This is a genomic window from Bradyrhizobium quebecense, from assembly GCF_013373795.3.
Lineage (GTDB): Bacteria > Pseudomonadota > Alphaproteobacteria > Rhizobiales > Xanthobacteraceae > Bradyrhizobium > Bradyrhizobium quebecense.
Map to the genome: position 1 here is coordinate 5062595 of NZ_CP088022.1, position 13362 is coordinate 5075956.

Genomic DNA, 13362 nt, shown 5'->3' on the forward strand with positions numbered 1-13362 from the left:
GTCCGCGGCTTGCGATCGGCGTTGCCAGCACGCATAGTGCAGCCTCGTGCACAAACAACAACAAATGGGGAGGCAACCATGAGGACGATCGCAGCCGCGCTGTGCGCGCTCGCGTTGATCGCAACCGGGGCGCAAGCACAGACGCTCAAGGATTTCATGGCTGTTGTCATGAAGAAATGGACCGCGCCGTTCGAACCGTTCCAGCTGATCGACAATGTCTACTATGTGGGCACTGACGGGATCGCGGTCTACGTCATCAAGACGTCGCAGGGGCTGATCCTGATGGACACGGCGATGCAGCAGTCGACCGGCATGATCAAGGACAACATCGCCAAGCTCGGCTTCAAGGAAGGCGACATCAAATATATCCTCAACACCCACGCCCATCTCGACCACACCGGCGGCTTTGCCGAGATCAAGCAGGAGACCGGCGCGCAGCTGATCGCCGGCGAGCGCGACAAGCCGCTGCTCGAGGGCGGCTACTATCCGGGCGACGAGAACAACGCCGATCTTGCCTTTGCGCCGGTCAAGGTCGACCGCTCCGTCAAGGAAGGCGACAAGGTGACGCTCGGCGACGTGACGCTGACCGCGCACACCACGCCCGGCCATTCGCCCGGCTGCACCAGCTGGGAGACGACGGTGAAAGACGGCAACCAGCAGCGCAACGTGCTGTTCTTCTGCAGCGGAACGGTGGCGCTGAACCGGCTGGTCGGCCGCCCGACCTATCCCGGCATCGTCGACGACTACCGCTCGACCTTCGCCAAGGTCAAGGCGATGAAGGTCGACGTGCTGCTCGGACCGCATCCGGAGGTCTACGACATGCAGGCCAAGCGCGCACAGATGAAGGACGGCGCGCCGAACCCGTTCGTCAAACCGGGCGAAAACGCCACCTATGTGGCGGGGCTGGAGCAGGATTTCGACAAGCAGATCGCCAAGCAGACTGCTGCGCTGCAGAAGGCCAATTAGGGAGCCACTGCGAAATGTCGTCCCGTCATCCTGAGGAGCCGCGAAGCGGCGAGACGCGCGCAAGAGCGCGCTCCTCCAGCGACAAAGGCGGAGCCTTTGCGCGGGGATGACGGGATAGGCGCCCGCGCAAATTTCAGCCGTTGCCGCGGCAACTATGGGGCGGCGGCTTGACATCGTCAGGCAATCCATCGAGAGGTGGATTGCCTTTCCGCTTTTGCTCCAGGCAATGATGGAACGTAACAAGACAGCAATGGGAACCGCCCGATGTCGTCCCGCAAACCCGCCGCCAGCAACGGCAAGACCGTCACCGTCAAGGACGCCACCTTCGGCCTCCTGCGCGCGTGGGGCATCAAGAAGGTATTCGGCAATCCCGGCTCGACCGAGCTGCCGTTCCTGAGCGACTGGCCCGACGACATCGACTATGTGCTCGGCCTACAGGAGGCCTCCGTGGTCGGCATGGCCGACGGCTACGCACTGGCGACGCGCAATGCCGGTTTCGTCAATTTGCATTCGGCGGCCGGCGTCGGCAACGCGCTCGGCAACATCTACAACGCCTATCGCAACCAGACCCCGCTCGTGATCACCGCCGGCCAGCAGGCGCGCTCCATCATGCCGCTGCAGGCGTTCCTCTATGCCGAGCGCGCCTCCGAATTCCCGCGGCCTTACGTGAAATTCGCGGTCGAGCCGGCGCGCGCCGAGGACGTGCCGGCGGCGATCGCACGCGCCTATTATGTCGCGATGCAGCCGCCCTGCGGACCGACCTTCGTCTCGGTGCCGATCGACGACTGGGCGCATGCGACGCAGCCGCTCGATGCACGCCAGGTCGGCCGCGAAATCGGCCCCGATCTGTCGGCGATGCAGGCGCTCGCCGCCGCGCTCGGCGAGGCCAAGAGCCCCGCCCTCGTCGTCGGCCCCGCCGTCGATCGCGCGCAAGCCGTCGATCTCATGGTGAAAGTCGCCGAGAAGACGAAGGCCGCGGTCTGGGCCAGCCCATTCTCGGCGCGCTGCTCGTTCCCCGAGCGCCATCCGCAATTTGCCGGCTTCCTGCATGCCGCACCGGGTCAGCTCTCCGATGCCTTGCGCGATCACGATCTTGTCGTCGTGGTCGGCGCGCCGGTGTTCACGTTCCATGTCGAGGGCCATGCCGCGATCTTCGACGGCGCGACCACGATCTTTCAGGTCACCGACGATCCCGATGCCGCCGCGATGACGCCGACCGGCCACAGCATCGTCGCGACCATGAAGCCGGCGCTGACGGCGCTGCTAGAGATGCTGCCCGAGACCAGGCGCACCGCATCGCCGGGCCGCGTCCTGCCGCCGGCGCCCGCGGCCGGCGATCCGATCCCTGCCGAATACGCGCTGCATGCACTCTCGGCCGCGATGGGACCGCACGATGCGCTGGTCGAGGAGGTGCCGTCGCATCGCCCGCTGATGCAGAAGGCAATGCCGATGCGCGGCCAGGACAGTTTCTACACCATGGCGAGCGGCGGCCTCGGCTACAGCCTGCCGGCCGCGGTCGGCATGGCGCTCGGCCGCAGCACGGGGCGCACGGTCTGCCTGATCGGCGACGGCTCGGCGATGTATTCGATCCAGGCGCTGTGGACCGCCGCGCAGCGCAAGCTGCCGCTGACGGTCGTCGTGATGAACAATTCCGGCTACGGCGCGATGCGTTCGTTCAGCCAGGTGATGCAGGTGCGCAACGTGCCGGGCCTCGACCTGCCCGGCATCGATTTCGTCAAGCTCGCCGAGGGCATGGGCTGCGATGCGGTGCGGGTGACGAAATCCGCCGAGCTTCCGGGCGCCTACCAGCGCGCCCTCTCGCATCCGGGCGCCAGCCTGATCGAGGTGATGGTCGATTCCGCGGTGCCGTTGCTTTACGCGCAGAAGGCGTGAGCGTAGCGGCGACCGCCCAGAGCAAAGCACGATGGAGCATGACTAGTCGATCTTGCGGCAGACTGCCTGCACCTCTCCCGCTTGCGGGGGAGGTCGCATCGCATTGAAAATGCGATGCGGGTGGGGGCTCCTTCCACGGTGTGGCTCGCGGAGAGAGCCCCCACCCCAGCCCTCCCCCGCAAGCGGGAGAGGGAGCCTGACGGGGATGCTCACCTCACGAGATCAGGCACCTGCTCCAGCACCCGCTCCGACGGCGCCGGCACCTCGCAGCCGGTGGCGCAGCAGCGGCCGGGCTGCTTCGACACCCGCCGTCCTTCGTCGACAAGGCCGCGGCCGAGCAAATTCTCGACCAGCTCGGCCTTCTCCATCACCGGATAGTTGCGCCAGATCTCGCGCTTCATCGCCTCCGGCGAACCGCCGCCGTGCAGCGAGATCACGGAATACCAGCCGGCTTCGTGCGAGACCGTGAGGTCCTCGATCAGCCGCGCCACCTCGGCGCGCTGCTCGGCCGGAATATCGGGCCGCCCGCCCATGACAGCGGCGAGCGAGGCGCGCGTCTCCGGATTGTGGTCCTCGTCAGGACCCGGCAGCGCGACAATGAGCCCACCCGAGACGTAATGTGCGACACGGTGCATGTCGTAGATCTTGGTCGCCAGCAGCAGCTTGCCGATGTTGGAGAATACCGCATCGGGCATCACCGAGCCGGCCGGATCCCCGGTGCAATAGACCGAGGACGCAACGCCGCAGGCATAGAAACTCTCGGTGATGGTGATGAGCTCGACCATCGCCTCGCGGATATGCGCGTGCTTCTCGGCATCGAGCCCGTTGGCCTCGATCATCAGGGCGCCGGCGCCGATCAACAGATCGCCGAAGCCGGCACGCGCGCCGATGCAGGAATGGCGGTGATGCGTGGCGTAGGAAGTGGTGAGGAAACCGCCCTCCTCGGTCTCGCCGGCGAGGAAGACGCGGTCATGCGGCACGAACACGTCGTCGAACATCACGACGCCGACCGACTGGCCATACTTCGCCGAGAATTTCGCCGATGCATCGCCGGGCCGGCCCGCCGGGCGCGCGATGATGGTGACGCCGGGCGCATCGACAGGCACCGCACAGCAGACCGCAAAATCCTTGTCGGCAGGGACGTGGGTGCGGCAGGGCATGACCAGGAATTCGTGCATGTAGGGCGCGCCGGTGACGATCGCCTTGGTGCCGCGGATCACGATGCCGTCGGGGCGGCGCTCCTTGATGTGCACATAGACGTCCGGATTGGCTTGCAGGCCCGGGCGCTTGGAGCGATCGCCCTTCGCATCGGTCATGGCGATGCCGAGCGTCAGGTCCTGGTCCTGCACCTCGTGCAGATAATTGCGGAAGCGCTGGCTGTAGTCCGTGCCGTGGCGATCGTCGGTCAGCTTCGTCGCCTGATAGAGGCCGTTCAGGGCATCGTGGGTGAGGTAGCGCTGGGCGCAGCCCGACGTCCTGCACACCAGCCGCACCGCCTCGAGCTTGTAGAGTAGGTCCTGCGAGCTCTCATTGATGTGGAGCATCCGGTTGACGGTCTTGCCCGAAGTGCCCTGCCGCGCCGTCATGATCGGCGCGTGCTCGGCGCGATGCGCGAAATCGTAGGTCACGCCGACACCCGCCACGCCCGGCGCCAGCGACGGCTCGTCGGCGACGCTCGCTATCGCCTCGCCGTTGACGAACACCCTGGGCTTGTAGCGGCGCAGGGATTCCCGGTAGTCCGCGGCCGTCATCAGCATGACGCTTCTCCCTTGCTCATTTATTCTAACATCGTTAAATTATCTGATGCTGTTAGAATTGAGTCAAGAACGGATTCGCCGATGCAGATGCGCGAGAGCAGGAAGGAAGCGGTCAGCCGCCACAAGCGGGAGCTGATCCTCGATGCGGCGCGCAGCGTGTTCGTCGAGGAAGGCCTCGAGGGCGCGAGCCTGCGGGCCATCGCGACGCGGGCCGGCTACACCCCGGCGGCGCTGTATTTCCACTTCGAGTCCAAGGAGGCGATCTATGCCGAGGTGCTGCGGCAGTCGCTGGCCTCGCTCGGCGACGCCGTCAGCGCGGCGGTCGCCACGACGCGCGGCGCCAAACAGAGGCTGCACGCCGCGGGCATGGGTTTCTTCCGCTATTATGCGGATCATCCGCGCGACCTCGATCTGGGCTTCTACCTGTTCCGCGGCGGCATGAAGCCGGCCGGGCTCGGTCATGATCGCGACCACGAGCTGAACGCCGCGCTGGAAGCCGCGCTGCATCCGATCGCCGAAGCCGCCGAGGCGCTCGGCGCATCCAGGCAGAAGGCGAACACCGTGATGGTGGATTGCTTCGCCCACGCCACCGGCCTGCTGCTGTTGCTGCACACCGGCCGCATCAGGATGTTCGGCGCGTCCGCGCCCGATCTGATGGACGCCTATCTCCGCGACAAGGTCGCGCAGCTCGGCAAGGGGTGAGGCCACCTCACGTGAGGACGGCACCGGCGGAAGGGTTCCCTCCCCCCTTGCTGGGGAGGGAGCCTGAGCAGCGCGCTCACCTCACACCGCAGGGACGTGCGCGGCCAGTCTTTCCCGCGAGTCACTCCCCGTGGCTTTCCCGCATCTTGGCCTGGATCTTTGCCATGCCGCCGATCCAGCGGTCGTAGTTCTCGGTCTTCTTGCGCATGTAGCCGAGCACCTGCGGGTGCGGCAGGATCAGGAAGGTCTCCTGCTCGATGCCCTTGAGCGCATCCTGCGCGACCTGCGCGGCGGAGAGATCGCCGTCGCCGGATTGCGGACCCCTCGGGATCGAGCGCAGCATCTTGGTATCGACGCCCTGCGGGCAGAGGATCGAGACCTTGATGTTGTCGGCGCGGTGCGAGATCGCGAGGTTTTCCGCAAAGCCGACCGCGGCGTGCTTGGTGGTCGAATAGGCCGGGCTGCCGACCTGCGACAGCAGACCCGCGGCAGAGATCGTGTTGAGGAAGTAGCCGCCGCCGCGAGCCTTCATGCGCGGCACCAGATGCCGTGCGGCATAGACATGCGCCATCACATGGATCGCCCAGCTCCGCGACCACGGCTCGTCCGAGGTGCCGCCGGCATTTTTCGACAGCGGATCGAAGCCGCCGCCGATGCCGGCGTTGGAGCAGAACAGCGCAATCGGACCGAACATGCGCTCGGTCTCGTCGATCACGTGCAGGATGTTCTTCTCCTGCCCGACATCGCACTTGAACGCGGCGCCGCCGACCGAGGCCGCGACCTGCTCGGCCGCTGCATGATCGAGGTCGACCACCACGACCTTGGATGCGCCCGCGGCGTGGAACGCCTCGCACAGCGCCTTGCCGATGCCATTGCCACCGCCGGTGACCACCACGACTTTACCTGCCACCTGCATGGCTATCCTCCCGATATCTTGACTTGTGCGGACCATGATAACGCATCTTTGGCCGATGCATGATGTTTTCGAGAGGCGGGGTCCGGCCGCGTGCGCAACGCCGCCGCCGGCTCAGCTCGCAAGCACGACGTCGAACACCGCCGTATAATGGCAGGCGGCCCCGAGCAGCACGAAGCCGTGCCAGATCGCGTTCTGGAAGCGCAGCCGCCGCCAGGAGTGAAAGATCACCCCGAAGCTGTAGAGAATGCCGCCCGCCAGCACGAAGCCGAGCGCCTTCGCCGGCAATGCCTTGACGACGGCGTCGTAGAGCATGATGCCGCTCCAGCCCATCGCAAGATAAAGCCCGACCGCGAGCCGGTCGAAGCGGCCGGGATAGGCGAGCTTCAGCCAGATCCCGACGATCGCCACGCACCACACGCCGACCAGCAGCGCGATGGCGAACGTGCTGTCCTTCAGTTCCACGATGAACGGCGTATAGGTCGCGGCGATCAACAAATAGATCGCGGAGTGATCGAAGCGCCGGAGGATCCATTTGGCGCGCGAGACCGGCCAGAGATTATAGGTCGCCGACAACGTCAGCATCGCGAGCAGGCCCGCGACATAGACCGAGACCACCGCAATATCGAACGGACCGGCATAGACCGCGGTCAGCACGATCAGCGCGGTGGCGGCAACCAGCCCGAAACAGACGCCGACGAGATGAACGACGCCGTCGGCGATCAGTTCGGCACGGTCGTAGTTCCACAGCGCGGCGCCGGCCGCGTGGATCGAGGTCGAGATTTGCTTCAGGCGAAAGACCGTCATGCAGGCTTTCCGGTGCGCCGATTTGACCATGGGGTGGCGTGACGCGTTCAATCCCCCTGCAATCCCTCGCCCGCAAAGGCGCCGGAAATGTGAAGCTTGATTTTGGTCCGATAATCGCCACCTTGCGGGTGATCGCCCGCCTTTTTTGGCTCCTCCTCCCGGGTCTTTTCGTTAACCCTCCATGCCCCCCCGCTTCTCTGATATCGTCGAGGAAGCGCGTCTGTCGGCGCGGGCGCTGCTCGACTATAGCGAGGGCCTTTTCAAGCCGACGGTGCGGCTCGGCGTCACCGGCCTGTCGCGGGCCGGCAAGACCGTGTTCATCACCGCGCTGGTACACGGGCTGACCCGTGGCGGCCGCTTCCCCGTGTTCGAGGCCTATACCTCGGGGCGGATCGCGCGCGCCTATCTCGCCCCGCAGCCCGACGATGCGGTGCCGCGCTTCGCCTACGAGAACCATGTCCGCACTCTGATCGAGGAGCGGACCTGGCCGAGCTCGACCACTGACATCTCCGAGCTTCGCCTCGTGATCGAGTATCAGCGGCAAAATGGCGCGGACCGCACGCTGACCCTCGACATCGTCGACTATCCCGGCGAGTGGCTGCTCGACCTGCCACTGCTGAACAAGAGCTACGAGCAATGGTCGGCGGAGAGCCTTGCATTGTCGCGCGAGCCGTTGCGCGCAAAATTGGCGGCGCCATGGCACGCCCATCTCGCAACGCTGAAGCCCGAGGCCAAAGAGGACGAGCAGGCCGCGCGCACCGAAGCAAGATTGTTCACCGATTATCTGCGCGCCTGCCGCGACGAGCGTTTCGCGATGAGCTTGCTGCCGCCCGGGCGCTTCCTGATGCCGGGCAACCTCGCCGATACGCCGGCGCTGACCTTTGCGCCGCTCGACGTGCCCGTGGACGGCAGCGCGCCCGACGGCTCGCTATGGGCGATGATGCGGCGGCGCTACGAGGCCTACAAGGACGTCGTGGTGCGGCCGTTCTTCCGCGACCACTTCGCGCGGCTCGATCGCCAGATCGTGTTGGCCGATGCGCTGGCCGCATTCAATGCCGGCCCCGAGGCACTGCACGATCTCGAGGCGGCGCTCGCCGGCATCCTCGACTGCTTCCGGATCGGCCGCGGCACGATCCTGAGCGCGCTGTTCCGGCCGCGCATCGACCGCATCCTGTTCGCGGCGACCAAGGCCGATCATCTGCACCACCAGAGCCACGACCGGCTGGAAGCCGTGCTGCGGCGGATCGTGGCCAGGGCCACCGAGCGCGCCGAATATGCCGGCGCTGCCATCGACGTGGTGGCGCTCGCCGCGGTGCGCGCCACGCGCGAAGCGCAGGTCGCACGCGGCCGTGACCGGCTGCCATCGATCCTCGGCACGCCGGCGCCGGGCGAGGTCGCCAATGGCGGGACGTTGGATGGCGAAACTGAAGTTGCGACCTTTCCGGGCGACCTGCCCGACAATCCGGAGGAGCTGTTCAACGGCGGATTCCGCGGCCTCTCGAGCGCCGGCGCCGAGGCCGCCGATTATCGTTTCCTGCGCTTCCGGCCGCCGAAGCTGGAACGAGGCGGCGATGCGGAGCCGGCGCTGCCTCACATCCGCCTTGACCGCGCCCTCCAGTTCCTGATCGGAGACAAACTGCAATGAACGAGAAGACGCCCCCGCGGCGGCCGGCGACGTTCAAGCTCGACGATCCCAGCGTGGTCGTGATGGATCCCGACGACAACAGCCGCCTCAGCCGCGGCACGATCCAGATCGTCCCCGAAGCCGAGCCCGCGCAGCTCCCGGTGCCGGTCGATACGCCGCTGCTGCCGGCGCGCCGCGGCTTCCGCTGGGGCACGCTGTTCTGGAGCGCGGTTGCGGGCCTTGTGGTGCTCGGCACCGGGCTTGGCGTGATCAACCTGGTCGAGGATCTGTTCGCGCGCAACGAAGGCCTCGGTGTCCTCGGGCTCGGGCTCGCCGTCATCGCCACGGTGGCGCTGGCCGTCGTGACCACGCGCGAGCTGGTCGGCCTGGCGCGGCTGGCGACTATCGAGAAGCTGCATCTGCGCGCCGCGGAAGTGCTGATCAACGACGACCGCACCGCGAGCCGGGCTGTTGTCGCCGAGCTGCTCAAGCTCGCGCACCAGACCCCGCAGCTCGCCCGCGCCCGCAGCGCGTTGCAGAGCCACACCGACGACATCATCGACGGCGCCGACATGATCCGCCTCGCCGAGCGCGAACTGATGGCGCCGCTCGACGAGGAGGCGCGGAGGCTGGTGTCGACGGCCGCGCAGCGCGTCTCCGTCGTCACCGCGGTCAGCCCGCGCGCGATGATCGACGTACTGTTCGTGTTCGTGGCGAGCTTGCGGATGATCCGCCAGCTGGCGCGGCTCTATGGCGGTCGGCCCGGCGCGCTCGGCATGATCCGCCTGCTGCGCCATGTCATTGCGCATCTGGCGATCACCGGCGGCATGGCCGCGAGCGACAGCCTGATCCAGCAGATGCTCGGCCACGGCATCGCGGCCAAACTGTCACAACGCCTCGGCGAAGGCATGCTCAACGGCCTGTTGACCGCCCGCCTCGGCCTCGCCGCGATCGACGTCACCCGCCCGCTCCCCTTCAACGCCCTGCCGCGTCCGGCACTGACCGATCTGGCGAAGGACCTGATCCGCAAGCGCGAGGAAGAGGAATGAATGCTTGCCTCGCCCCGCGTGCGGGGAGAGGCCGGAATTTTCGCGAAGCGCAAATTCCGGGTGAGGGGGAGTATCCGCGGGTCCAACTCTCACCGTCCTCGCGGAGACTCCCCCTCATCCCGACCTTCTCCCCGCACGCGGGGAGAAGGAGAAGGCCAGCACCCGCCAGCGGAAGAACGTGGTGTCCGACGGCGGCGACAGATCGGGTATCCAGCCGCTGATCTTCTCCAGCGCATAGGTGTCCATCACCATGCCGCGCCAGCTCCGCGTCACGCGCTCCAGCGGCTGGCGCACCGCTGATGTCTCGCTCCATAGCGCGAGGTTGTTCTCGGGCTCGCGCCCGACATAGATGCCGACGTGATCCCTGATCGAGCTGATGCCGGGATCGGCAAAGCCCTGGAAGCGGCCGCGCTCATTGACCTCAATCACCGGCACCCGCCCGCGCAGCATCCAGCGCAGCATCGCATAGGTGCGATAATCCGTGGTCGCGACCCAAGTCGCGCCGGTCGCCTGCACCTGCGCCAGGGTATGCGCGGCCACTACATCATAGCCCGCCTCGGTGCCGATCGGATCGGTGCGGCCGATCAGATTCCACGGCGCGAACATGTAATAGAGGAAGACGCAGACGACGAAGACGATGCCCGATGTGATCGCAGTCCGCGCCCAGGAGACGGTCGATTTGATGAGCCCGAGCGACCAGCCCTCGAACGGCATCCGCGTGACATTGATGGCGAGCGCCGCAAAGCCCGCCGGCCACAGGAACATCGGCCAGGTGTCGCCGACCCGCAAGGTCAGTGACTTCCAGAGGAAATAGACGAACGGCACCAGCACCGCGGTTGCAAGCAGGATCGCGACCGGCTCGCGCCTGCTATAGCCGCGCCATGCCGTCAGCACTGTCCCGAACAGCGTTACCGGCAGCAGCACGAAGCCGACCAGGCCGAACTGCATGCCGATGAACTCGCCGAGCGTGCGCAGCGTGAAGGCGCGCTCGGCGGTGGCGCGCACCGCCTGGAAGCGGAACGAGGCCCAGTCATGCTCCGCATTCCAGATCAACACCGGCGCGAATACGACGATCGCGATCAGCGCAGCGAGGTAGGGATACGGACTGCGCAGCCAGCGCCAGCGCCAGTCCGGCACGAGCGCAAAGGCGAGCACCGCCGGCGCGAACATGATCGCGGTGAATTTCGACAGCAGCGACAGCCCGGCGAACAGCCCTGCGGCGAGCCACCAGCGCCCGTCATTGCTTTGCGCGAGCCGCACCAGCGACCACAACATTGCAACCGAAAACGGGATCAGCGCCGTGTCGGGCGCGACCTTGGCCATTAACAACCCGTAATAAAGCGCGGCCTCCGGCAGCAGCAGCGCTAGCATCACGGCACGGACATTGTTTGACGTCACGCGGCGGACGATGTCGGCGAGCAGGAGCTGGGTGGCCAGCATCGCCACGATGCCACCGAGGCGGACGCCAAGATTGGTGTCGCCGAGGATCGCTGTGCCAAAACGGATGAACCAGGCGACCATCGGGGGATGGTCGAGGAAGGACAGCACGTTTTCCGTCGACCAGGTCCAGTAATAGGCCTCGTCGGTGCGCAGATCGAGCGCATGGGCATAGACCAGCCGCATCGCGGTCATGGCGACGATCACGGCGATGACGCCGCGCCAATCCGGCGCGCGCGAACGGGCCGGCTTAACGCTGATGTTATCGGCTCCGGATTGGGCTCGGGCTATCGTCACGGCGCTTTTTGTTCGACTCTTAACGGAGTGTCAACGTGCCGCACGGCCCGCTACCGCGGCCCGTCCGGACCCGCGGTGGTGTTCAGCGCGGGAATTAAGCACTAGAATTGCCGATATGAATCACATGGCCTCCCCCTCGCGCGAGCGTTTGCAGGAAATGGCCCGCGGCGTCGGCCAGCGGCAGGTTCGCCTGGTCACGGGGGCGATCATGTTCGCCTACCTGATCAGTCATTTCCTCAACCACGCGCTCGGCAATATCTCGACCGAGGCGATGGCGATCGGGGTGCATTACCACACCGAATTCTGGCAGTTCCTGCCGGTCGCGATCGTGTTCTACACCGCCTGCCTGGTGCATACCGGGCTCGGGATCTGGGCGCTGTATCAGCGCCGCGAGTTCCACTGGAAGGCGATCGAGCCGCTGCAGCTCACGCTTGGCCTCAGTATCCCGATGCTGATCGTCGCGCACGTCGTCGGTGTGCGGCTTGGCAAGACCCTGTACGGACACGAGAAGCTCTACCCGCAGGAGCTGTACACGTTCTTCATCGCCTCGCCGAACCGGCTGTGGCTGATGCTGGCGGTACTGCTGATCGCCTGGGTGCATGGCTGCATCGGCCTGTATTTCTGGCTGCGGCTGCGTGCGTTCTTTACGCGCGCTGCGCCGTTCCTGCTCGCCACGGCCGTGCTGATCCCGACGCTGGCGATACTCGGCATCTATCAGGCCGGCCGCGCCACCATCGCCGACTACCAGGATTCCGACTGGCGGCGCGAGGAGCTCTCGGTGCAGAAGCTCGGGACGGCGGCCCAAGGAACCACGCTCGAGAAGATCACGGATGACCTGACGATCGGCTATCTCGGCCTGCTCGGCCTCGTGCTGCTGGCGCGCGGCGCGCGTGCTCTGCTGGAACGCCGCGGCGGCATGATCGCGCTGTCCTATGGCAACGGCCGCACGCTGCGGGTGCCGAAGGGATTGAGCGTGCTGGAAGCGAGCCTGCGCTACAACGTGCCGCATGCGAGCGTCTGCGGCGGCCGTGCGCGCTGCTCGACCTGCCGCATCCGCATCATCGGCGATCACGCCGCCCTCCCCGAGCCTTCCCCGCGCGAAGCCTTCGTGCTGCACCGGGTCGGTACCGACGATCCGTCGATCCGGCTGGCCTGCCAGTTGCGGCCGACCACCGACCTGGCCTTCTTTCAGCTGTTCCTGCCGCACACGATGTCGGCGAACGCGCACGCCGCCAATCCGACACGGGTCGGCCAGGAGCGTTATCTCGTCAGCATGTTCGTCGACATGCGCGGCTCGACGCAGCTTGCCGAGAAGCGGCTGCCGTTCGACACCGTGTTCATCGTCAACCGCTTCCTCGGCGCGGTGTCGCAGGCGGTGCTGGAAGCCGGCGGACGGCCCAACCAGTTCATCGGCGACGGCATGCTGGCGCTGTTCGGGCTCACCACCGACCGGCAGGTGGCCTGCCGCCAGGCGCTGCGCGCGGCGACGCTGATCGCAGCCAATATCGACGAGCTGAACCAGTTTCTCAGCCACGATTTGCGTGAGCCGATCCGCTTCGGCATCGGCATCCATGGCGGCGAGGTGATCGTCGGCGACATCGGCTATCGCGACCACATGGTGTTCACCGCGCTCGGCGATGCCGTCAACGTCGCGGCACGGCTGCAGGACATGACGAAAGCGCTGGCCTGCGAGGCAGTCATCTCCGACGAGGTGCGCGTCACCGCCGGGCTCGCCGACGATGCCCTGCCGGCGCAGGAGGTCGCGATCCGCGGCCGCAACGAGCCGATGACCGTGCGCACCGTCGAGGCGACGCGCGTCCTGTCCGCGCTGGTCGATGACCGGCACGCCGTCGCGGCCTGACCGGTTCATCTCCCCCTTCACCGAATGTGACCTGCCGCACATCCGAAGCTGCGTTG

At 66.5% G+C, this 13362-nt stretch carries 10 protein-coding genes; 6 read left to right on the forward strand and 4 right to left on the reverse strand.

Annotation, left to right across the window (positions count from 1 at the left end; translation table 11 throughout):
- Positions 1-78: 78 nt before the first annotated feature.
- Together blaBJP and mdlC are read left to right on the forward strand one after the other, a co-directional pair.
- Positions 79-966: a BJP family subclass B3 metallo-beta-lactamase gene (gene blaBJP, locus HU230_RS24470; RefSeq protein ID WP_176529498.1), complete on the forward strand. Its 888-nt coding sequence runs from the start codon at positions 79-81 to the stop codon at positions 964-966.
- 264 nt (positions 967-1230) lie between these two features.
- Positions 1231-2859: a benzoylformate decarboxylase gene (mdlC, locus tag HU230_RS24475; RefSeq protein ID WP_176529497.1), complete on the forward strand. Its 1629-nt coding sequence runs from the start codon at positions 1231-1233 to the stop codon at positions 2857-2859.
- Between the two features lie 209 nt (positions 2860-3068).
- Here mdlC and HU230_RS24480 read toward each other — a convergent pair whose 3' ends face one another.
- Positions 3069-4616: a 4-hydroxyphenylacetate 3-hydroxylase family protein gene (locus tag HU230_RS24480; protein ID WP_176529496.1), complete on the reverse strand. Its 1548-nt coding sequence runs from the start codon at positions 4614-4616 to the stop codon at positions 3069-3071.
- Between the two features lie 81 nt (positions 4617-4697).
- On the opposite strand from HU230_RS24480, the gene HU230_RS24485 reads away from it, so the two are divergent.
- The gene (locus HU230_RS24485) at positions 4698-5318 is read left to right on the forward strand and encodes a TetR/AcrR family transcriptional regulator (protein ID WP_176529495.1); all 621 of its coding nucleotides are present in this window, start codon (positions 4698-4700) and stop codon (positions 5316-5318) included.
- A gap of 121 nt (positions 5319-5439) precedes the next feature.
- Here the strand turns inward: HU230_RS24485 and HU230_RS24490 are convergent, their stop codons facing one another.
- Together HU230_RS24490 and trhA are read right to left on the reverse strand one after the other, a co-directional pair.
- The gene (locus tag HU230_RS24490; protein ID WP_176529494.1) at positions 5440-6234 is read right to left on the reverse strand and encodes an SDR family oxidoreductase; all 795 of its coding nucleotides are present in this window, start codon (positions 6232-6234) and stop codon (positions 5440-5442) included.
- A 111-nt stretch (positions 6235-6345) separates the two neighbouring features.
- Positions 6346-7038 (reverse strand): PAQR family membrane homeostasis protein TrhA, encoded by a 693-nt coding sequence (trhA, locus tag HU230_RS24495; RefSeq protein ID WP_176529493.1) that lies wholly within the window; start codon positions 7036-7038, stop codon positions 6346-6348.
- A gap of 181 nt (positions 7039-7219) precedes the next feature.
- Here trhA and HU230_RS24500 point away from each other — a divergent pair, with 181 nt between their 5' ends.
- Positions 7220-8683 carry a YcjX family GTP-binding protein gene (locus tag HU230_RS24500; protein ID WP_176529492.1) on the forward strand — a complete coding sequence of 488 codons (1464 nt, stop codon included), beginning with the start codon at positions 7220-7222 and terminating at the stop codon, positions 8681-8683.
- Positions 8680-9711, forward strand: coding sequence for a YcjF family protein (locus tag HU230_RS24505; RefSeq protein WP_176529491.1), 1032 nt, complete (start codon positions 8680-8682; stop codon positions 9709-9711). The genes HU230_RS24500 and HU230_RS24505 overlap by 4 nt, the downstream gene beginning before the upstream one ends.
- Positions 9712-9825: 114 nt before the next feature.
- Here HU230_RS24505 and HU230_RS24510 read toward each other — a convergent pair whose 3' ends face one another.
- On the reverse strand, positions 9826-11343 hold the full coding sequence (locus HU230_RS24510; protein WP_176534887.1) for a glycosyltransferase family 39 protein: 1518 nt from the start codon (positions 11341-11343) through the stop codon (positions 9826-9828).
- A 217-nt stretch (positions 11344-11560) separates the two neighbouring features.
- On the opposite strand from HU230_RS24510, the gene HU230_RS24515 reads away from it, so the two are divergent.
- Positions 11561-13306, forward strand: a complete 1746-nt coding sequence (locus HU230_RS24515; protein WP_420840799.1) for an adenylate/guanylate cyclase domain-containing protein — start codon at positions 11561-11563, stop codon at positions 13304-13306.
- Positions 13307-13362: the final 56 nt, after the last annotated feature.

What these genes read in the sequence shown, in the direction of transcription:
- blaBJP (WP_176529498.1), top strand. Translation starts at nt 79, where the DNA reads ATGAGGACGATCGCAGCCGCGCTGTGCGCGCTCGCGTTGATCGCAACC.
- mdlC (WP_176529497.1), top strand. Translation starts at nt 1,231, where the DNA reads ATGTCGTCCCGCAAACCCGCCGCCAGCAACGGCAAGACCGTCACCGTC.
- HU230_RS24480 (WP_176529496.1), bottom strand. Translation starts at nt 4,616, where the DNA reads ATGCTGATGACGGCCGCGGACTACCGGGAATCCCTGCGCCGCTACAAG.
- HU230_RS24485 (WP_176529495.1), top strand. Translation starts at nt 4,698, where the DNA reads ATGCAGATGCGCGAGAGCAGGAAGGAAGCGGTCAGCCGCCACAAGCGG.
- HU230_RS24490 (WP_176529494.1), bottom strand. Translation starts at nt 6,234, where the DNA reads ATGCAGGTGGCAGGTAAAGTCGTGGTGGTCACCGGCGGTGGCAATGGC.
- trhA (WP_176529493.1), bottom strand. Translation starts at nt 7,038, where the DNA reads ATGACGGTCTTTCGCCTGAAGCAAATCTCGACCTCGATCCACGCGGCC.
- HU230_RS24500 (WP_176529492.1), top strand. Translation starts at nt 7,220, where the DNA reads ATGCCCCCCCGCTTCTCTGATATCGTCGAGGAAGCGCGTCTGTCGGCG.
- HU230_RS24505 (WP_176529491.1), top strand. Translation starts at nt 8,680, where the DNA reads ATGAACGAGAAGACGCCCCCGCGGCGGCCGGCGACGTTCAAGCTCGAC.
- HU230_RS24510 (WP_176534887.1), bottom strand. Translation starts at nt 11,343, where the DNA reads ATGACCGCGATGCGGCTGGTCTATGCCCATGCGCTCGATCTGCGCACC.
- HU230_RS24515 (WP_420840799.1), top strand. Translation starts at nt 11,561, where the DNA reads ATGAATCACATGGCCTCCCCCTCGCGCGAGCGTTTGCAGGAAATGGCC.